General features: G+C 35.7%; 22 protein-coding genes. 4 read left to right on the forward strand and 18 right to left on the reverse strand.

Annotation, left to right across the window (positions count from 1 at the left end; genetic code table 11):
- Nucleotides 1–171: 171 nt before the first annotated feature.
- The 3 genes from thrC to LCP48_RS21220 all read left to right on the forward strand — a co-directional run bounded on the left by thrC (nucleotide 172) and on the right by LCP48_RS21220 (nucleotide 2,920).
- Nucleotides 172–1,224, forward strand: a complete 1,053-nt coding sequence (thrC, locus tag LCP48_RS21210) for a threonine synthase (protein ID WP_004231969.1) — start codon at nucleotides 172–174, stop codon at nucleotides 1,222–1,224.
- Nucleotides 1,221–2,135 carry a homoserine kinase gene (gene thrB / locus LCP48_RS21215; protein WP_004231968.1) on the forward strand — a complete coding sequence of 305 codons (915 nt, stop codon included), beginning with the start codon at nucleotides 1,221–1,223 and terminating at the stop codon, nucleotides 2,133–2,135. Before thrC ends, thrB begins: the two co-directional genes overlap by 4 nt.
- 98 nt (nucleotides 2,136–2,233) lie before the next feature.
- Nucleotides 2,234–2,920: a 2-hydroxy-3-keto-5-methylthiopentenyl-1-phosphate phosphatase gene (locus LCP48_RS21220; protein WP_225340498.1), complete on the forward strand. Its 687-nt coding sequence runs from the start codon at nucleotides 2,234–2,236 to the stop codon at nucleotides 2,918–2,920.
- A gap of 55 nt (nucleotides 2,921–2,975) precedes the next feature.
- Here LCP48_RS21220 and zupT read toward each other — a convergent pair whose 3' ends face one another.
- The 8 genes from zupT to LCP48_RS21255 form a co-directional block, all read right to left on the reverse strand.
- A complete protein-coding gene (zupT, locus tag LCP48_RS21225) occupies nucleotides 2,976–3,785 on the reverse strand; it encodes a zinc transporter ZupT (RefSeq protein WP_004231965.1) in 810 nt (269 codons plus the stop codon).
- Between the two features lie 157 nt (nucleotides 3,786–3,942).
- Entirely contained in the window at nucleotides 3,943–4,551 is a 609-nt protein-coding gene (locus tag LCP48_RS21230) for a phosphatase PAP2 family protein (protein WP_004231963.1), read from the reverse strand.
- Nucleotides 4,552–4,636: 85 nt separating this feature from the next.
- On the reverse strand, nucleotides 4,637–4,768 hold the full coding sequence (locus LCP48_RS23400; RefSeq protein WP_004231961.1) for a hypothetical protein: 132 nt from the start codon (nucleotides 4,766–4,768) through the stop codon (nucleotides 4,637–4,639).
- A gap of 39 nt (nucleotides 4,769–4,807) precedes the next feature.
- Nucleotides 4,808–5,707 carry a hypothetical protein gene (locus LCP48_RS21235; RefSeq protein ID WP_004231960.1) on the reverse strand — a complete coding sequence of 300 codons (900 nt, stop codon included), beginning with the start codon at nucleotides 5,705–5,707 and terminating at the stop codon, nucleotides 4,808–4,810.
- A gap of 400 nt (nucleotides 5,708–6,107) precedes the next feature.
- A complete protein-coding gene (locus LCP48_RS21240) occupies nucleotides 6,108–6,719 on the reverse strand; it encodes a response regulator transcription factor (RefSeq protein WP_225341057.1) in 612 nt (203 codons plus the stop codon).
- Nucleotides 6,703–8,991: a sensor histidine kinase gene (locus LCP48_RS21245; RefSeq protein ID WP_225340499.1), complete on the reverse strand. Its 2,289-nt coding sequence runs from the start codon at nucleotides 8,989–8,991 to the stop codon at nucleotides 6,703–6,705. Before LCP48_RS21245 ends, LCP48_RS21240 begins: the two co-directional genes overlap by 17 nt.
- Nucleotides 8,992–8,996: 5 nt before the next feature.
- Nucleotides 8,997–9,155, reverse strand: a complete 159-nt coding sequence (comX, locus tag LCP48_RS21250; protein ID WP_004231957.1) for a competence pheromone ComX — start codon at nucleotides 9,153–9,155, stop codon at nucleotides 8,997–8,999.
- A gap of 12 nt (nucleotides 9,156–9,167) precedes the next feature.
- Nucleotides 9,168–10,070 (reverse strand): polyprenyl synthetase family protein, encoded by a 903-nt coding sequence (locus tag LCP48_RS21255; RefSeq protein ID WP_004231956.1) that lies wholly within the window; start codon nucleotides 10,068–10,070, stop codon nucleotides 9,168–9,170.
- Between the two features lie 338 nt (nucleotides 10,071–10,408).
- Here LCP48_RS21255 and LCP48_RS21260 point away from each other — a divergent pair, with 338 nt between their 5' ends.
- Entirely contained in the window at nucleotides 10,409–10,954 is a 546-nt protein-coding gene (locus LCP48_RS21260; protein WP_004231955.1) for a hypothetical protein, read from the forward strand.
- A 91-nt stretch (nucleotides 10,955–11,045) separates the two neighbouring features.
- On the opposite strand, the gene LCP48_RS21265 is transcribed toward LCP48_RS21260, so the two are convergent.
- The 10 genes from LCP48_RS21265 to LCP48_RS21310 all read right to left on the reverse strand — a co-directional run bounded on the left by LCP48_RS21265 (nucleotide 11,046) and on the right by LCP48_RS21310 (nucleotide 21,281).
- Complete coding sequence (locus LCP48_RS21265; protein ID WP_225340500.1) at nucleotides 11,046–11,360, reverse strand: antibiotic biosynthesis monooxygenase family protein; 315 nt, start codon at nucleotides 11,358–11,360, stop codon at nucleotides 11,046–11,048.
- Between the two features lies 1 nt (nucleotide 11,361).
- Nucleotides 11,362–12,387, reverse strand: coding sequence for a siderophore ABC transporter substrate-binding protein (locus LCP48_RS21270; RefSeq protein WP_004231952.1), 1,026 nt, complete (start codon nucleotides 12,385–12,387; stop codon nucleotides 11,362–11,364).
- A gap of 62 nt (nucleotides 12,388–12,449) precedes the next feature.
- Nucleotides 12,450–13,211 (reverse strand): iron ABC transporter ATP-binding protein, encoded by a 762-nt coding sequence (locus LCP48_RS21275; protein WP_004231950.1) that lies wholly within the window; start codon nucleotides 13,209–13,211, stop codon nucleotides 12,450–12,452.
- Nucleotides 13,208–14,161: an iron chelate uptake ABC transporter family permease subunit gene (locus LCP48_RS21280; RefSeq protein ID WP_004231949.1), complete on the reverse strand. Its 954-nt coding sequence runs from the start codon at nucleotides 14,159–14,161 to the stop codon at nucleotides 13,208–13,210. Before LCP48_RS21280 ends, LCP48_RS21275 begins: the two co-directional genes overlap by 4 nt.
- Entirely contained in the window at nucleotides 14,154–15,104 is a 951-nt protein-coding gene (locus LCP48_RS21285) for an ABC transporter permease (RefSeq protein WP_004231947.1), read from the reverse strand. Before LCP48_RS21285 ends, LCP48_RS21280 begins: the two co-directional genes overlap by 8 nt.
- A gap of 284 nt (nucleotides 15,105–15,388) precedes the next feature.
- The gene (locus LCP48_RS21290) at nucleotides 15,389–16,441 is read right to left on the reverse strand and encodes a YkvI family membrane protein (protein ID WP_004231946.1); all 1,053 of its coding nucleotides are present in this window, start codon (nucleotides 16,439–16,441) and stop codon (nucleotides 15,389–15,391) included.
- Nucleotides 16,442–16,491: 50 nt separating this feature from the next.
- A complete protein-coding gene (gene menC, locus LCP48_RS21295) occupies nucleotides 16,492–17,598 on the reverse strand; it encodes an o-succinylbenzoate synthase (protein WP_004231944.1) in 1,107 nt (368 codons plus the stop codon).
- A gap of 21 nt (nucleotides 17,599–17,619) precedes the next feature.
- Entirely contained in the window at nucleotides 17,620–18,444 is an 825-nt protein-coding gene (locus LCP48_RS21300) for a GNAT family N-acetyltransferase (protein WP_225340501.1), read from the reverse strand.
- Nucleotides 18,444–19,589, reverse strand: coding sequence for a M20 peptidase aminoacylase family protein (locus LCP48_RS21305; RefSeq protein ID WP_004231941.1), 1,146 nt, complete (start codon nucleotides 19,587–19,589; stop codon nucleotides 18,444–18,446). Before LCP48_RS21305 ends, LCP48_RS21300 begins: the two co-directional genes overlap by 1 nt.
- 204 nt (nucleotides 19,590–19,793) lie before the next feature.
- Nucleotides 19,794–21,281 (reverse strand): peptide MFS transporter, encoded by a 1,488-nt coding sequence (locus LCP48_RS21310; RefSeq protein ID WP_004231940.1) that lies wholly within the window; start codon nucleotides 21,279–21,281, stop codon nucleotides 19,794–19,796.
- Nucleotides 21,282–21,544: the final 263 nt, after the last annotated feature.

Raw genomic sequence — 21,544 nt, forward strand, 5'->3', positions numbered from 1 at the left:
TATAAGATTACTATACAGTTGTTTCAAGAAAGTGACAAGTACTATTCAAATTACCGAATTGTTTCGACAATTAATGAAATGGTATTGAAATAATAGTGCTATTTGCGTTAAAATGTCTTTTATACAAAAACAACTGTTCATTCTATAAGAACAAAAGGAGATCGTTACGTTATGTGGAAAGGCCTTATTGAAGAATATAAACAATTTTTACCCGTAACTGAAAATACACCTGCTTTAACTTTAAACGAAGGCAATACGCCTCTTATACATTTAGTGAATTTATCTAAGAAACTAGGCATTGAGCTTTACGGAAAAATTGAGGGTGCAAATCCAACTGGCTCATTTAAAGACCGAGGAATGGTATTTGCTGTTGCAAAAGCTATCGAGGATGGAAGTCAATGCGTTATTTGCGCTTCTACAGGAAACACTTCCGCTGCTGCGGCTGCCTATGCAACTCGTGCAGGCATCCAATCAATCGTTGTTATTCCAAAAGGTAAAGTTGCTCTTGGAAAGCTAGCACAGGCAACAATGTACGGGGCAAAGATCATTGAAATTGACGGAAACTTTGATGATGCACTCAATATCGTTCGCCAAGTAAGTGAAACGACACCAGTTGCACTTGTTAACTCTGTAAACCCATACCGTATCGAAGGTCAAAAAACGGCTTCGTTTGAAATCGTAGATGCCTTAGGTTCAGCCCCTGATTATTTGTGTATTCCAGTTGGGAACGCAGGTAATATTACTGCATATTGGAAAGGGTTTAAAGAATATCACGCCGCAAAAAATTGTGGTCTACCAAAAATGTATGGCTTTGAAGCTGAAGGTGCTGCAGCAATCGTTAAAGGTGAGCCAATTGCTAATCCTGAGACAGTGGCAACTGCCATTCGTATTGGCAATCCTGCGAGCTGGACATTGGCAGAAGCTGCTCGAGATGAATCTGGCGGTATCATTGATTCTGTTACAGATGAAGAAATTGTAGCAGCCTACAAATTAATCGCAAGTACAGAAGGCATTTTTGTTGAGCCTGGCTCTGCAGCTTCTTTAGCAGGTGTTATGAAATCTGTTGCAAATGGAAAAATCCCTCAAGGCGCCAAAGTTGTAACAATCTTTACAGGGAATGGCCTAAAAGATCCTGATACAGCCATGAATGTATCCACTGTAGAGGTCGTATCCCTTAAAAACGATGAAGAAGAAATTCGTGCATATATTGAGGGTGTACTATGAGTAAAATGTGGCAAATCTCAGTTCCTGGAAGCACAGCCAACTTAGGTCCAGGCTTTGATTCAATAGGACTTGGCTTGTCTCTTTACTTACAGCTTTCTGTTACCTTGCAAGAACAATGGAAAATTATTCATCTTGATGATAATGGTCCTAAAGAGTTTGAGCTTGAAGAACACTTACTATACGTCATTGCTAAAAAAACTGCAGATCTATATGGTCAACAGCTACCTGCCTGTCGTGTGGAGATGGCTAGTGAACTTCCGTTAGCACGTGGACTTGGTAGCAGTGCAGCAGTTATTGTTGCAGGTATTGAGCTTGCTAACCAAGTCTGCGAGCTGGAATTAACAATTCAAGATAAACTCAATCTCTCTTCACAAATTGAAGGACATCCAGATAACGCAACTGCTTCAGTTTTAGGAGGATTAACGATTTCTTCGATGGATGACAATGGCGTAGTCGATACATTCCACATCAATGATATCGATGCCTCCTTTGTGGTATATGTACCAGATGTTGAATTAAAAACGAGCGAATCCCGTTCTGTTTTACCAGAGCAATTTAACCGTTCCTATGCTGTTCATGCCTCAGCAAATGCGAATATGTTAGCCGCTTCTTTAATGGTACGAGATTTTGAACGTGCTGGACGTTATATGGAGGCAGATTTATTCCATGAACCGTTTCGTGCAAAGCTAATTCCTGGTTATGATGAAATTCGTATGGCTGCAAAATCGAACGGTGCATATGGTACTGCTCTAAGTGGTGCTGGGCCAACAATGATTTCTATTATTCCTTCTGCTATTGCCTCTGACTTCGTTGAATTAATGAAAAAGCAATTCCCAGAGCATCAAATTATTTTAACAAATGCTGATGAACATGGTGTACAAGTCAATGAATGTGTGAAACGTCTACTTTAATAGTAGACGTTTTTTCTTGAAAGCAAGTTTGGATAAAACTAATATTATAGAAGTATAGAATTAGACTTTTATACGCGCTTTTCTAAGGAGGAATTATCTTGAAACCCATTATATTTTGTGATTTCGATGGCACGATAACAGAAACAGATAACATCTTTTCACTTATGACTGAATTTGTACCAGAAGAATCTGAGAAAATCGCTCAAGCGATGATGGAACAAACCATTTCATTTAAAGATGGGCTATCAGCAATGTTTCATCTACTTTCTACTCATCAAAAAGGTGAAGTCATTCAATATCTAATGGAGTCGGCAGTCATACGTGAGGGATTTGGTGATTTTGTCCGCTATGCTCAAAACAACGATATTCCATTTTATATTGTAAGTGGCGGAGTTGATTTTTTCATCGAGCCTTTAGTTGAAAAATTTGTTCCCTTTTCAGGCATTTACTGTAATAGAGCAGATTTCTCTGGTAAACAAATAGCATTGATCTACCCAAATAGCTGCGATGAGGAGTGCGCTAAATACAGCACACAAGGATGCGGTTGCTGTAAACCAAGCGTGATGCGGAAGGTTGCTAAGGAGGATCATTATAAAATTGTAATTGGTGATTCTCTATCAGATTTTGAGGCAGCTAAACTAGCAGATATTGTTTTAGCTAGAGATCATCTTATCCAACGCTGTGAAGAGCTTCATGTTCCATATAGACCTTTTACCACATTTCATGATTGTCTAAAAATAGTACAAGAGCTAATAGAGTCAAAAAAAGCTGTTGTTACACGCTAATAGAAAAAAGAAAAAGGAGCCACTTTTACAAAGATGTCTCCCTTTTCCTACTTATTTATGCTAATAATACTAAGCTAATGGCCATGACCGCCATCCCCCCTACTAGACCATACATCGACAAATGTGTTTCATCATATCTTTGTGCAGCCGGTAGCAATTCATCTAGTGAAATAAAGACCATTATCCCTGCGACCCCAGCGAAAACGATTCCAAACATGACATCTGTTAAAAAGGGCATAAGGAGAAAAAAAGCTACTAATGCACCTACAGGCTCTGCCAATCCTGATAAAAAGGATAATTTAAAGGCTTTCCTTCGATTACCTGTTGCAAAGAAAATTGGAACAGATACAGCAATACCTTCTGGAATATTATGAATAGCAACTGCAATGGCAATAGCAATCCCTACATTCGGATCATTAATAGCTGACATAAATGTAGCGATCCCCTCAGGAAAATTATGAATGCCAATCGCCAGAGCTGTAAAAACGCCCATCTTCATCAAATGTTCTTCATTAACCTGTGGTTTGATGGCATTAACATCCTCTACCAGCTTTACTTCATGAGGATTAGTTGCCTTCGGAATGAATTTATCAATTAAGGCAATAAACAACATCCCACCGAAAAATCCAAGGATTGTCATCCAATAGCCATTGGTTGTACCTAATGCATTGGTTAAAGCATCTTTAGCTTTCACAAATATTTCTACAAGGGATACATAAATCATTACCCCTGCTGAAAACCCCAATGCTAATGATAAAAATTTTGTATTTGTTCTTGAAGTAAAAAATGCTATTAAACTACCTACACCTGTTGCAAGTCCAGCAAACAGGGTTAATCCTAATGCCAGTAAAACATTTCCGTCCATGCCCTTCTTCCTTTGCTCTTTTTCTTATTGTACTCATCTTAACGTAGAAGTTTCCTATACGCAATTCTTTTTTATAAGGCAAATATCATTCTTTACACTGTCTCGGTAAAATGTAAAAAGCAGTATCTATCATGTGAAATAGATACTGCCTGTCTTTTTATTTATGATTAGATTGAAATAAACGTTTACGCCGTTCGTACCAAATGACACAGATGATAAACCAAGTATAGCCGATGCTCCAACCAGCAAGTACATCTGTAGCAAAATGTCGAGCTCCTGCAATACGTGATAAACCAATAAGCACCATTAAAATTGTTGCCCCAAGCCACAGAAGGATTTTACGTCCTTTACTACTATTCTCCGCTAAAATATAAGCAAGTGTAAATAAATAAAGTATACCTGTCATCGAATGTCCAGATGGAAAACTAAAGGATGTCAGTTGATCCTCAATTTCAGGTCGTGGACGCTGCTCCCATTTTTTCAGTAATTGGTTCAGAACATTGCCTGCTGCAAAAGTTAGGACAACAAATAGCATACCTCGATAATTTTTTACCTTCCAAGCTAAATACACCATTAAAACTACTGCAACAGCAACAACAAATTTGGGCTCACCTATATAATGAAAGATCTCAATAAAACGATTACCAAAAAAAAGTTCTGCCATCTTTGCATCAAATGTATTCATCAGTTGACTTTGATAAGTGGCCCTTAATACTATGAAAACAAATAACGTTATAACTGCTAATGGATATGCCCATTTTTTCATTTTTTCACCTCAAAAAACATTCATGCTATGTTCTTCACATCATAACACAAATAGATCTTTTCTGAATGAAATATAGGCCTACATTTTAAGAAAGGTTTACATCATTGACCTCTTGATAAATAGTGATAGATTCTTCATCTGGTTTGTTAAAGTAATTGGAAACAGCCAATGCAACAATGAATAAAATGGCTACTATAGGTAGTATTCTTCTAAACATCCTAAACACTCCCTTATTCTTTTATTAGTCCAAATTTGTCTACTTAATTAGCACTGGATCAAAAAGCCAATCTTTTGGACCAAAGTTTGCATCCTTTTCTCCTCTAACCTCACGTGAAATACCATATTTTATAATAGTTTCTCTAAATCTTTTACTAAACAATGTCTTTCTATATAGATATCTTCCGTCATGACTACACTCCGCTGAGTAGAAAACATCACCTTTTAAGTTTTCCAAATCTTCATGATGATAAATATCAGGACCATTAATGACACCATTTAAACCACAACTGCACGGAGGTTGCTCAGTTGCAAAGTATAATTTAACTCTGTCCTTACTACACTCAGGGAGCATTTGTATAGGAATAATTTGATAAGCTGGCTGTTTGCCTTCTTCAGGGCCTTGATGGATCACCTCTAAAAGCTCATAGCCTTCTAGTTTTTCTCTTTTCATTAATGATACTAGTTCCTCAGAAGCTACCCAATAACCATTTACATGCACTAAATGACGATCTTTCATCTGCGTAGTATCGATGACGATTGGTGATAGCTGTTCTTTATCCATGAGCCCACAGCACTTACAATGTGTACTCAAAGAAAACAGTGTCCCTTTATCTTCTAAGAACATTTCTGGTGAATTACCAGTTGAATTTAAAGTAAATAATGGTGCTCTTTCATACTCTATATCTGAAAATTCAAAATAAAATCGTTCTCCGATTGAAACGATTCCAAATTCACGCTCTAAGGACTCATATAAAGCTGTTACCTGCTCGTATGTTACATCTTCATTTAATGTAAAAATAGGATTAAATTTTGTTTTTAAGTTTCTTTTTCTCACTTCAGGCGCACCAATAGCAATACCATGACGATTATAAACGTTAATAACTTGATCTTGACTAGTTTCATCTATGGAAAACAAATTTTCAAGTTCTACTTTCACAATACACGCCTACCTTTATAAAGTTTTATGGTGAAGTATATTGACTAGCTAGTAACATTCTACAATCTACTAACGCTACTTTATTCATAGATAGTCAGCCTGCTTATTTAATAAAATGATTTATATATTACTCACTAAAGCAAATCTACTTAACCACTGTTAATTTAAGCGTACCAGTAGTTATACCGTTATTTCAACTTCGGGTTTACGCCAATTTTCTGGCGTGATTTGGCGGTTATAAAAAAACACCGCCACTTTTTTGGCGGTGTCTATCATATTTTATAGGCATTTTAGTATAGGGATATGGTTTTATTTTACTAAGGAAATATATAGGATATTTAATTCCCATAATGCCCCCTATTAATTGAAAAATATACCAACAGTATAACATAGAAGTAGTTTAGAGTAAATTCATTCTCTCAGCAAGATTTACAGCTTCTGTTCGTGAATCTACATTTAACAAAGAAAAGAGTTGAGTTAAATATCTCTCCGTTGTACGTTGAGGAATATTTAATTCAATAGCGATAGCTTTATTTGTGTGCCCCTCTGCAATAAGTCTTAAAATTTTCTTTTCCTTTTCATTTAAGTGAATATCTTTAGCACCTTGCAGTTTAAATTTATCATCCAGAAAATCTAAGAAATTTTTAGGTAAAACAATTTCACCGTTTGCAATTGCCCTTACTGTTCTTAATATTTGCTCTTTCGAAGCTGTTTTAGCTAAAATGCCTTCTATTTTTCTTTCTAAAATGAGTGGATAATAATCCGTAATATCATCACCTGTGTAAAGAATAACTGAAGCATTTGACTGAATAGCCTTGATATTACGGGCTAGGTTAATTCCATTTTCTAATGGCATATTGATATCTATTAGATAGATATCGTACGGTTTATTCTTTATCCTTTGAATAACACAAGTTGCATCACTTTCTGTATCGATGATAATATCTTCATTCTCTTGAAATAAATTTTTAGTTCCCTCTAACACTATAGGGTGATCATCCACTATGAGCATCGTAATCAAGTGTTTCACTCCCTTCTTTCACCATGATTCTAATAAACATCCCTTCATTGATATTCGAGTCAATAGTAAATTGTCCGTTAAACGCTTTTACGCGCTCCTGCATGCCTTGAATGCCCATAGATTCTGCTACTATAATGTCCTCTACATTACAGCCTACACCATCATCTTTATAAATGATTTCGAAACCATCGTTCATTTCTTTTAAATGAATTTCAACTGATGCTGCATAGGAATGCTTTAACGCATTATTAAGTAGCTCTTGGAATAAACGATAAATCATTAAATTCATACGCTCATCCTCTAAATAAAGACGATCAATGGTGTAAATAAGCACGAAGTTAGCTCTTTCTTGAACTTTTCGAATCAATTTTTCTAATGCAGCATTTAAACCTAATGTATCTAGTAACGGCGGTTTCAGGTTTTCACAATAAGTACGTAATTCATGTAAGGATGCAACCATTTGTTTATGAATTTTTGCAAGCTTATCTTGAATATCCGTTGTATTTTTTGCATTTACTAGGACATCCACCTCGCGGGCTATATGAAGTTGCTCCTGTAAATTAGTGTCATGTAACTCTTGAGCTAACTGGTATTTTTCTTCTTCAAATCTTAGCCATAATAGTTTATTCAGCCACGGTAACTGACCATCGTCAGCTTGCTTCATATGCTTCAGTTCCTCTAGTAGCTCTTCCACCATCTTGGTATTCTCAATAAAATTGTTTACATATAATAAGAGCAGTTCAAGCCATAAAAGCTCCTCATCTTTTAAATGAATCGTATTATTATGCCCTAGCACTAACGCTCTTTTAAAATGTGCATCCTGGTGGAGGAATGCTATATAAACTTTATCAATTTTGCGTATTTCACCTAATCGGATTTCTTCCATTATGTCAGGATCTATCGTAATACTTTCACCAGCTATTGGTATATATTCATTTTTGTCATAGTTATATGTTAAGACAAAAACATCCTCTAACTCCAGATGCATGGAAACCTCATAAGCAAACTTTTCTAAAAGTTCGTCAATTTTAATTGTTTTCCCAATTTTATCTACGGCTGTATATAGCTGATGAATATAGTCACCCTTTGTGGAAAATAATATTTTCCGCTTGCGATAATCGACCTTCTCCTTTACGTAGAAAAGTATGACTAATGAAGAAAATGTAAAGAAAGATACCCCTGACACAACGGTCATGGTTAAATAACGCCCGGCAATAAAATATAGCCCCACTGTAAACCATACAGTAAAGATTAAAGAGAATATAACATAATAACGTAGTCTTGTAATATGGTACTCAATATCAAATAATCTCTCTGCTAATTGCGTAAAAATAAAGCTAAAGGGTATAAGCAATAAAAATAAGGAGCTTATCTCAGATGAAAGTATATACGTATGAAAAAAAATTTTAGGGAGTGCATATAAAAAAAGAAATGGTAGAAACGGTATTAATATACTATTTAATAAAATTTTCAACTGAGGTGAGCTGTACTTAAAATAGCTTATTAATAAAATACTAAGGATGATCACTAGGAGAATAAAGAAAATAGCCAATATAACATTGGAAAGAATATCATTTGAAGCAGGATAAATAGTACCCATACATCCTAAGACAAAAGCTATGAAAGGAAGTATATAAAAGAGCTTGATATTATTTGTAAACACCCAATTTGTCTTCACAAATGAATAATAATTTCTCAAAAAATGTAATAGTATAACTAAACATAACAGCATACTACTTCGATTTACGATAATGCCAATCGTATCCATCCTACCAGAGACACCACTACTTACATAAGCCAAAGAAACCGTTAACATAAACAGAATTAGTAAGTCTGCTAATTTTGTATTCCGTTGTTTGAAATGTAAATAAAATGCAACAAATAATGTTAATAAATAATAACAAGCTGGAATGATTAATACATAAATGAATTGTTGAGGGATATCCAAATGCTTAATATGTATATTGATTAGATCTCCATCGGGCTTCAGTATTGTTAATTCATTAGCAGATAAAATTTTAGATTTATATCTCAGTTGATTTAATTCATTGATGGGTTCATGATCTACAGTTAAAATTGCATCACCAACAGAAATATTTTGACCCTCTGCCCAGTCTTTATAATAAAGTTGAGAAATGACCCATTTGTCATTCTCCTCTTCTACCCCAATCTGAATATAAGGCTCGCTATAATTCACATAATTTAAATAAAAACCAATAATTAAATAGAGAATTATAGCGGGCCAAAACAACTTACTTCGCAACTTTCTTAGTTCCAAATATCACTTTCTGTATTCATTTCACCGCTAAACGCTTCTAAAATTGCTGTTTGCTCTACAGATGAAACTCCAACTAATGAGGCTTTTTGTTCTTTTAATAGTGCAACTAGGCTTGGATTTTGCTCTAAATATTGGATTACATTAATCATTCTTATCTCTCCTCATTTCAATAGTTTTTGTAGGTATTCTCTACCTACTTGATTTATAGCTACATTTTCAAGGTAATTCAATGCTTTAAATTTATAGACGTTTTTTATAGTAATGGCATAACGTATCGCCCCACCATTTGTCAACGCGTCTTCTGTTGCATTATTATCCAAATCTGTAACTATATCATCATTATAATAGCTAGAAACAGATTTTGAAACATCATTTTTCTGTGATAAAAGATAAATAATAGGCAGAGAGTACCTTTTATTTAGTAGATCATTTTTTGGCCCCCACACCTTTAAGCTTTGAATATCATTCTTAATTTGTTGGATGATCCCTATGTATTTCCCATATTCCTCTACTTCTTGAGATATTACTCCTTTTGCAAGTACTTCGCCAACCAAGCAACCCATTGCTGTTAATGATCCGGATTTCAAGGTAATCATTTTTACATAGGAGTCTTCATCGCGACAACTATTTAGTAAGTCTAATTGCTGTCCATTTATACTTTTTAATGCGTATTCATTAACTAGCTTTATAGCTGCTCTTTTATGTTCAAAAGAGGTTTCATCTATTGTTTTAGACGCCATGATCAGCATAGCTAATGCAACGTTTAATGATAATTCAGGTGTTTTGTTCCAACTATAGTCTGAATCTTTATCCTGCAGATCATCAATAATATCAAAAGACAATATTAGAAGTTCAATTGCAGCAGCTACCTTGTAGATATCTTGATTGATACTACTTGAAAATGCTTCATAATGCCAAAAACACATTTTACCAAAGGAAAAACCTACTGTTGTTTTTTCTTCTTTAAAGCTTTTTAGCATTAATTTCAGCTCAGGTCCAAGTAATAGCTCATTTTCTATAAGGATGTCTAATGATTCATAGATGAGTACATCTAAATCCTTCAATAGTCCTCTCTCCTATCTAGTGTATTAATAGATATTATATAGATTAGTGGGAATTAATACTAGTCACACAATTATATAATACATTAAATACCATTAATTCCTTTATAAAGAGAAAGACCGCCAAAAAATGGCGTTATTCATGCATACCACGCCAGATTTTTGCTAATTATTACTAAAAAATGGCGGTAGAGAACCAAGTACCGCCATTAAAGTGGCGTAAACTTACCATTGAAATGGCGCTCTAACAGATGTTACGCTTAGATTAGCAATAAAATATATTTATAAAGTCAGGATAGATTGATGAACATGAAATCTTTTTGTACTGGGAGTGACTTAAAATGAATGAAACTGTTTTCATACTTACGGCTACTTTTTCATGTAATATCTCTGTCTCAGCTGAAGAAATTACAATTAAACAGCCTAGTAATGATCAACGACGAATTGAACAAATCATAATTCAATCTGAAGTAAAAGCCTATCAAGATACACTGGCTGCGTATAAAAATATTTCAACCTATTCAAAATATATTAGTGATATTCCTGGATTTGAGGATACATTTCAACAAAAACGAGATTATTATATTGAGCAATATGGCATTATTAGAATATCAAACGAAAGTATTTCTACTATGTCATTAGTCAATCCTTTCACTTTTGGTTTAAATATAGATTCCCCTATAGTATATGTAACGCCACATGACACAATTATTAATGCAAGAGGGCTAGCAATGGCGGCCAATGCATCTAATAATAACAATCATTCAGATAGTTTGGATGAAATTTGTAATACAAGTATCTCAGGCTTATCCATTAATGAGAACACCATATCCTTTAATATGGATTCGACATTTAGTAAATGGCGAAAACCAACTATTAAACATTAACTCATCTATCAGCTAAGCAGGTCACAATGATTGTGACCTGCTTTTTGTGTAATAAAAAGGTGTCTCAATCCCTTGAGACACCTTTAGATGATTAACCTTTTACATAATAAACTTCTTGACCGCTTTCAATGATATGATCAGGCTTTGGTTTACCTAGGCTTGCCTTATGACCAGCAATATGCTCAGGGCTCTTCTCCCAATTCTTCCATGCTTCTTCTGATTCCCAACGAACCATCACTAGCACTTCTTCATCACCACGTCGAACTTTCTTAACAAGTACCTGTTTATCAATGAAACCAGGTTGTTGTTCAAGTAATGATGGTCCGTTTGGATTAGCACCAAAACGTTCCACCACTTTATCCGAATTACCTTCCGTCACAACGATACGTTTAATTTGTACAAACATATTAGTTAAACGCCTTTAATACATCTTCAGCTTTTTGTGTTTCTGACTGTAAACCGCCACCTGAAAGGTACCAAATTTCTGGATCTAGGTAGAATACTTTACCGTTTTTCACAGCGTTTGTTGCACTTACGATTTCGTTTTCAATTGCAGCTTTTGTACCTGATTCACCGTTTTCATTTACAACAGCGTCACGGTCAATGACGAATAAGATATCTGGGTTTTTCTCACGTACGAATTCAAAGCTTGCATTATCACCATGTGATTCGATTTTGAAACCACTAGCTTCAGCTACAGCTTTTACACCATATACATCATGAATTACACCGAAACGTGAACCAGGACCGAATACTGATAATGAACCTTCACTACCTAAAACGATTAACGCTTTTTCTTCTGTTGCAGTAGCTTTAGCTTTTACTTCTTCTACTTTTGCTTCATATGCAGCAATTGCATCTGCTGCTTCTTTTTCTTTACCAAAGATTTTACCAGCTAACTCTGTATTAGCTTTGAATGACTCTAAGAAGTTAGTATTATCTACACCAATGTATACTGTAGGAGCAATTTTAGATAATTCAGCATAAGCTGCTGAAGCACGACCAGAGATGAAAATAATATCTGGGTTAATTTCAGATAATTTTTCATAATCAGGCTCGAATAATGTACCAGCGTTTACATAAGTGCTATCTTTAAACTTGCTTAAATATGCAGGTAATGAGTCTTGTACCACTGCTGTAGGATTAACGCCTAAAGCATCTAATGTATCTAAGAAACCATTATCAAAAACGACAACTTTTTCTGGCATTTTATCTAGTGTTACTTCTTCAAATGTTGTACTACCGTCACGACCTTCAACTGTACTACCTGGAATTGTTAGTGGATATACTGATGATCCTTCATTTTGTTCCTCAGCTGGTTTGTCAGTTGAAGTACCTTTATCATCTTCTTTTGCTTCATCTTTCGAACCGCAAGCAGCTAATACTAATAGCATCATTGCCATTAATACCGTAAGTAATTTCCATTTTTTCATTGTGAAATTTCTCCTTTAATTAAATGATTTGATAGTTAGATGTTCATCATCTGGAACTATTTTTACGAATTAAAATAAACACAAATTCTACAGCCATCCTGCTCTTGAACAGGAATATCCATATCATAAATTTCCTTCAATGCATGTGAGTTAATAATGTCATTTGTAGGACCATTTTTAACAACACGGCCATCTTTTAATGCAACAATATGGTCGGAGTATACAGAAGCGAAATTAATATCGTGTAAAACGATAATCACTGTCTTGCCTAACTCATCAACCAACTTACGTAAAATCTTCATAATCTGAACAGAATGCTTCATATCTAAATTATTTAACGGTTCGTCCAGTAAGATATATTCAGTATCTTGGGCAATAACCATTGCGATAAATGCTCGCTGACGCTGACCACCTGAAAGCTCATCTAAATAATTATGTTGCATATCTTCTAAATTCATATAACGAATAGCTTCGTCCACTTTTTCTTCGTCATCAGGTTTTAAGTGTCCTTTGGAGTAAGGGAAACGGCCAAAAGATACAAGCTCGCGAATCGTAAGACGAACATTCATAAAGTTTGATTGCTTTAAAATCGATACACGTTTAGCGAAATCATCCGATTTCCAGCTACGTACATCTGCCTTATCGAGTAGTACTTCGCCAGTATCTGCATTCAGTAAACGACTCACCATAGAAAGTAGCGTGGACTTCCCTGCACCATTCGGTCCAATAAACGATGTGATTTTTCCTGAAACAATATCAACACTTACATCTTGAACGACAGGTTTTTTACCAAAAAACTTTGTAATTTCTTTGACTTGTATCATCCTGCTGACCTACTTTCTCTTAATAATAAGTAGATGAAGTATACCCCACCCACAAAGTTAATAATGACACTAAGTGTAGTAGTGAAACTAAATAAACGTTCAACCATCCACTGTCCACCGACTAAAGCTACAACACTCATTACACATGAGCCAGTAATTAAGATGGAATGCTTGTATGTTCTAAAATACTGATATGATAAATTTGCAACGATTAAGCCAAAGAACGTGATCGGACCAACAAGCGCTGTCGAAACAGCAATCAAAATTGAAGCTAAAATTAACATACGTTGTACAAGCTTATCGTAAGGTACACCTAAATTTATAGCTGTGTCTCGTCCTAGAGACATGACGTCTAATTGATTCATATGACGAGCACCGTAGATAAACGTTATTAAAATGATAACGCCTGCTAGCCAAACTAAATCTGAATTAACATTATTGAAACTTGCAAACATTTTACTTTGTAAGCCTAAAAATTCATTCGGATCTATTAATACTTGGAAGAACGTAGTGATACTTCCTAAAAACGTACCAACAATCATTCCAACAAGCAGTAAAAAATAAATCGGTCGCTTTCCTTCTTTAAACAATACTCGGTAGAAAATTAAAGCGAATAAAATCATCGCCCCAATTGCAAGCGTAAAATTATAGTAGATATTAATAACTAATATGGATGTAGAGCCAAAGAAGAAGTAGATGCATGTTTGAATTAACATATACAAAGCATCTAAACCCATGACACTTGGTGTTAAAATACGATTATGTGTAATTGTTTGGAAAACTACTGTTGAATAGGCAATTGCTATACCCGTTAATGCCATTGCCACAACCTTTATGACACGGCGTGGAAAAGCATAGTGATAATTACCATTGAGTTCCCAAAATAAATATAGGACAACTGCTATAACAGCGAGACCTAGTAAAATGAACATTTTTGTACGATTACGCATATGCTCTCCCCCTAAACAACATGAATAGGAAGATGGCACTTCCAATTACACCAACAGTCATACTTATTGGTATTTCATAAGGGAAAATCAGTACTCGTCCTAAAATATCACAGAATAATAAGAATGACATACCAAGTAATGCTGTGTGCGGCAAGGTTTTTGCCAAATTATCACCTTTAAACAGGGAAATAATGTTCGGAATAATCAAACCAAGGAATGGAATGATACCGACTGTTAACACCACTGTCGTGGAGATAAGAGCTACCAACACCAAGCCTAAATTGACTACAAATTTATACGATAGACCAAGATTTTTTGCAAAATCCTCTCCCATCCCGGCTACTGTAAAACGATTTGCGTAAATGTAAGCTAAAATGAGTATTGGTACACTAACGTATAACAGTTCGTAACGGCCTTTCATGATTAATGAGAAATCTCCTTGTAACCATGCAGAAATGTTTTGGATAATATTCGCCTTATAGGCAAAGAATGTTGTAACAGAGGACAAAATATTCCCAAACATTAAGCCAATAAGCGGTATAAAAATCGCATCTTTAAACTTAATTCGGTTTAATATTTGCATAAATAGTAATGTGCCGGCTAGAGCAAATATGAAAGCGAAGGAAATTTTTTGGAAATACGTAACGTTCGTAAAGAACATCATGGAAATCAATACACCTAACCGTGTGGCATCTAATGTACCAGCTGTTGTGGGTGAAACGAATTTATTCCTACTTAAGCTTTGCATAATTAAACCAGCAATACTCATACCTGCACCTGCCAGCAAGATTGCAACAAGTCTAGGTACACGACTAATTAAAAATAGTCTAGCTTCTTCTGATTGGAAGTCTAATAGGTCGCTAGGCTTAATATCTACTACTCCGATAAAGAGCGACACAATAGACAGCACAACAGTTGCTGTTAAAAGATATCTTATTTTCATAGTAATCCCCGGTAGATTTCATTTTTGTGTGTAACTCACTTATTAGTGAAAATGATTATCATTACTCACGATTTCCATTATAAGCATGATTTTATTCTCAGTCAACAAGTAAATGAGAATTATTCTCGTTTTATTAATGATTAACGAAAAAATATGCCAAATTAACGAAATATCAGCATTACCATAAATCTATCAACAGAAATAATTCACTATTTCTACAATATTTTTATCCAAATAAAAAGGTAATTGAGAATAAAATCTATTCCTCAATTACCATTTTTATATTAGATAATATTTTTTGTGCCTCTTAACCATGCAGAAATAATGAATATGATTAATACTAACCCTACATAGCCCATAACAGCGTATAATTTAGCTACTAGCGTTGTGAATCCTACAAGGCTTGCTAGAAAACCGAGACCACCTATAAATATGACTGCAACCCTAAAGCTTGCTCTGCTTGGCTTGAAAAACCTTACCATAAAGGAATATAGCATCCCTACTGCCGTATTATAAATCATTCCCAAAAGAGAAATAGTCATTAATACTCCAACAATCGGATGAATTTCATTCGCTAACGCTAGCATCGGAATGTCTAGTCCAACAATGATATTCATCTTTGCTAAAAGGGAGAAATTTACAAGCAGGATTAAAGCACCTAACAAAATCCCACCAATTATACCACCCATTCCAGCTACCTTATGATTGCGTATGGATCCACACATAACAGTCAATAAAGAGAAGCTAACCCCTACATTGAACGACATGTACAATAAAGCCGTTACCCACCAACTTTTCTCACTTATTTGAGCACGTTGAGCAATAACTGCTTGCTCTGCAAAGGTAAAATCCATCGTGGCAATAGCATAGATAGCGATGATGGACACAACTGTTAGTAGATACGGTGTGGCAAGTGCTATGATATTGATGATACTCTTCACATCCATCATGACTGTGGCTACTGTAAGTAAGATCATACAAATACTCCCTAGCCAAATAGGCAGTCCAAACATTTGTTGAAATGTTGCACCAGCCCCAGCAAACATGATGACAGCTACACCAAATAAAAAGAGTGATAGAACTAAATCCAAGACAAAGCCCATAGTATTCCCTGAAATTTGATAAATCAAATCCTTATGGGACGATGTGCGAAGCCTAGAGCTCACTTGAGCAACACACATTCCAACAATTGAGAAACCAACCATAGCTAACAATGCTCCATATATTCCTTTAAAGCCATAGCTTGTAAAATAAAGGACAATTTCCTGCCCTGATGCAAATCCTGCTCCAACGATAATCCCCACATAGGCACCACCGATTTGCAAGCTTTTTTTCAATCAGTTCTCTCCTCGTTTTCCGTATACTAAATGATCGACTAAGTACTGCGTTATTGATAGATTTCTTTGCTAATTGTTAATTTATTAATCACAGCCATATTAGGCTTAAAACCAATACCTACTGACTGGGGTACCTCAATATAGCCATCTTTGACTTTTACTTCAGGATCAATGATATCCTCGTACCAATAATGACTAGAACCGGCTGTATCGCCAGGTAAAATAAATTGACTAAGAGATGTTAAGGCAACATTATGTGCTCGTCCAATCCCTGCCTCTAACATACCACCACACCAAACTGGAATATGGTTTGCTTTACATAAGTCATGGATTCGTTTCGCTTCCGTTAAACCACCTACTCGTCCAATCTTGATGTTGATGACACCACAGCTTCCAAGTTCAATTGCTCGTCTGGCATCCTCATATGATGTGATGCTTTCATCTAAGCAAATAGGCGTTTTTAACTTTTTCTGTAACGCTGCATGATCGACAATATCATCAGTAGCTAATGGTTGTTCAATCATTAATAAATTAAAGTCATCAAGCTGCTGTAGTATTCCTATATCCTCTAATGTATAAGCAGAGTTTGCATCTACCATCAAGGGTAAATTTGGCAGTTCCGCACGAATTGCCTGTACTACCTCTACATCCTCTCCAGGCTTTATCTTAATCTTCACCCTTTTGTAGCCTTTTTCAATATGACCTTTTATTAATGCTATTAACTGAGCGACAGAGGGTTGAATACCCACACTGACTCCTACTTCAATACGTTGTTTTTGACCACCTAACGCCTGTGCAAGTGATTGCTTTGTTTGCTGAGCATAGATATCCCATACTGCACCCTCAATTGAAGCTTTCGCCATGCAGTTTCGCCGAATAGGTGCAAATAATGAGGTTACCTCATCTGGATGCCCAATCTCTTTATGTAACAAGATGGGTATCAAAAAATCTTGTAGCATATGCCATGTTGTCTTTAATGTTTCTTCTGTATACCATGGTGCTACAAAAGCAACAGTTTCTCCCCATCCCGTGGCCCCTGATTCATCTTTTGCTTCTATTAGTAACATTTCCTTTTCATCAACTGTGCCAAAACTCGTAGTAAATGGTGCTTTCATAGGCATTTTTAAATGCCTTAATGTAATCTTTTCTAATCTCACATTGTTCACTCCCTATCATTATTATAAAGCTAATAAGGAGCGTCTGACTAACAGATAGCTATGAACATACACTGGATGTTTCTTCATGCGTACGATGGCATAATCTTGGTTAAATAATGTTGTTAAGATAGTGCGAATTTTATAACGCCAGTCCTCTGAAAGTTTTGGACTTTCCACTTTCATTTTCTGTAGAGATTGAGGGATCGGTAAAAGATAGGCATCTTTATAAAAGCATTGTTTTAACTGAAATGTATTTTCTACATCTAGAACAGGTAATCCGTCAACTGTTAATGTCCAAGGTACAATTTCCTGTGCTACTTCTTCTAATTCATCAAGGCTATCTGCCATTGGATCACGCTCGATCCACCATTCAACGACCAATCTATCTGAAGGTAGTCCTTCATTAAAGTCATCTCGAAGCGGACCATAATAATCATTTTCATATTGATAACTAGTGGCGTTTAATTTTAGAAATGCTAGATTCGCTAAACGCGCCTCTAATGGGTCAATTAACCAGCGGACAAGTTGAAAACCATGCTCTTTTGCATATTCTTGTTGGGCATGCTTCAATAATTCACCCACACCTTGTTCACGATATGCTTTTTCTACACCAATCATGTGCGAATGTAAGTACATTTCTCTATTCCGATAGCCAACGAAGCAATAGTTAAAGCCAATTAGCTTTTCAGCTAAATACGCTCCTAATACGATTCCCCCATTTTGTACAGCAGCTAGCAATTGATGAGAGGGGATTGCTTGACTGCCCCATATTTCAGCGTTTAATTTTTGGATCTCTGCAATTTCTTTCGGTGTTGTTACTTTGTGAATTCGCACTTGCTCTAACATTACGCTGACGCCTCCTTTTTATGCCCTGATTCCAAAGCTAATAAAACTGCTCTTGTAAGTATCTCCACTCCCGTGACAAGTCTTGCTTGTTTAAATTTCATTTTCGGATGATGCAATCCTGGTGTTAATCCACAACCCAAGCCCAGCATGGTCGTTTTTAAATGCGGCCGTTGTACAGCATAATGGTGAAAATCCTCTCCTCCAGGTGTATGAACAGGCTTTCTTAAATTTGATAATCCAGCGGCCTGTATAATTGCCTGCTCCATTAAATATTGAGCACTTGTATCAACTTCAGCAGCTACGATATTGGCCACCGTACGTAATTCAATTTGTACTTTATGCAACAATTTAGAGGAATCGATCACACGCTTTACACCTTGTGCTAAATCGTCCATCACCTTGTTTTGCTGTGCACGAATATCAATCGTAAATGAGGCATTACCTGGGATAATATTGCCCGAATCTCCCCCAGCATGGAATTTCGTCATCTTTACAGATACAGGAACCATAGGATCTGTATGAATGGTTCTCAAATCTTCGATGATTGTTGCACCTACTTCAATGGCATTAATACCAAGGTGCGGCCTTGCAGCATGAGCATCCTCTCCGATAATTTCGCCTTCAAGTAAACGAGAGGCACCATGATATAAGGCTGCACAATAAGTGCCGTCCTCTAGCTCATGAACAGGTCTTACATGGACACCAAATAAATAATCTAAGTCATCAATAACACCTTCTTCTAATACAGATAACGCTCCAGTTCCTTTTTCTTCAGCAGGTTGGAAAATAACGCGGATTGTACCATTAATAGATTGCTGTAGTTCTTTTAAAAGTAATAGTGTACCAATGGCCATCGTCATATGACCGTCATGTCCACATGAATGATTCGCTCGGAAATGACCATCTACTTCTTGCCATAAGGCATCTATATCTGTTCTTAGTCCTACTTTGGGGTTACCGGTGCCTACATCAACATATAATCCTGTCGAATTTTTAAATCGTATAGGGGAAAAGCCTTCCTGCTTTAATAGCTCCACGATATAATTGGTGGTTTCTACTTCATGCCAGCTGATTTCTGGATTTGCATGTAAATACGTAAAAATCTCCATTAATCTTGGCCTCAAATAATCTAACTCTTCCTTCATAGATTCCAACCCCTTAAATTTTCTTATTATTAAAATTATTATAACGAAAATGATAATTTTCTACATAGAAACTTATACCCACATTCAACAAAATAACTACTTACGATAATATATTTCACTCTCAGCTTCATAGATAGACTTTTATTTAGATAGCAAAAAAAGATGCAAGTACAGTTTTTTAATAACTGTACTTGCATCTTTCATTTAATTAATACCCTTCATCGCTTTGGAAATAATTGGAGAAAGCACCAATATAATAATACCGACTACAATAGATAAGGTACCTAAGAAACCAAAGTATGTGAATTCGCTTACAACTTCATAGACCTTAACTAATTGCGCATTAATTGCTTGTGCTGCTGCACTTGTTAAAAACCATAAAGACATCGTTTGCGCTGCGAATGCCTGTGGTGCCAATTTCGTTGTGGCTGATAGACCAACTGGTGATAATAATAACTCACCAACAACCACTAAGAAGAATGACAATACTAACCATAAAGGACTCACTAATGTATCTCCACCAGACAGATGTGCTGGAACCATCATCACTAAGAATGACAGACCCGCAAAGAACAATGCATAGGAGAACTTACGTGGTGTTGTCGGCTGCTTGTCTCCCCATTTAAGCCATAGCATCGCAAATAATGGTGCCATCGTAATAACAAATAATGGGTTCAATGACTGGAACCAAGAAGATTGAAGCTGAATACCGCCAAAACTTAGCTGTGTACGCTCATCTGCATAAGTCGCTAAAATGGTTGCTCCTTGTTCTTGAATAGCCCAGAACATTACAGCTGATAAAAATAAAGGAATATAAGCAAGTAGACGAGACTTTTCATCCTTCGTTGTTTTTTTACTGCGATACATATAAATAAAGAATGCAGTTGGAATTAATACACCTAGAGCTGTGATGATTAAACTAAATACATTCATGGTTAAAGTACCAGTTTTAATACCGATAGCACCCAAGATGATAATAAGTAAAGCTGCAACTCCGAATTGTGTAAAGACTTTTTTACGTTCTTCAGGCTTTAATGGGTTGTTTACTTGTAAGCCCGCTAAGCCTAAATATTTTTTCTCTGTTAATTTATAAACAATTAAACCAATAAACATACCTAGACCCGCTAAACCAAAGCCAAGGTGGAAGCTATATTTTTGTCCAATTGTTCCGACAATAAAAGGTGCAATAAATGCTCCCATATTAATACCCATATAGAAAATAGAAAACCCTGCATCACGGCGGCTATCTGTTTCAGCATAAATGTCCCCAACAATACTTGAAACGTTTGGTTTTAATAAACCAGTACCCATAACGATAAATGCCATGGAAGCAAATAACATGCTTACACCACCAGGCAATGCTAGCAGTAAGTGACCAATCATTATTAACACGCCACCATAAAAAATGGTTTTTCGTGTTCCTAAAACTCGGTCGGCAATCCAGCCACCTATAATACCAGACATATAAACAAGTGAGCCGTAGATGGCCATAATAGAGTTCGCTGTTCCGCGGTCTAGACCTAAGCCACCGTCATGTAATTCGTAATACATAAAGAAGATGAGAATTGCTCGCATACCATAGTACGAGAAACGTTCCCAAAATTCTGTGAAAAACAAAGTAAAGAGCCCTTTAGGGTGTCCAACAAAGCCATTTTGAGGGACAGATTTTACAACTTCATCTTTACTAGACATACAATACCCTCTCCCAATAAAAATTATTCTACAAAAACACAACTACCCTAATATAAGGATAAAAAAACTTTATTTCATCATACTAAAGCGTTTTAAAAACTTTAGCAAGAGTTTTAAAAAATGTTGAAAATTTGTCATTTTTCTATAAATTCTGATTGATTATTAGATAAATTATTAAATCCTTTGATATATCTAAGTTTTCTCACACTTTATCCCTAAAAGATTTTTACATCTACAAAGAATTATTCTAAAATATCTAAAAT

Origin of the sequence: Lysinibacillus capsici (genome assembly GCF_020217405.1) — a bacterium.
Lineage (GTDB): Bacteria > Bacillota > Bacilli > Bacillales_A > Planococcaceae > Lysinibacillus > Lysinibacillus capsici.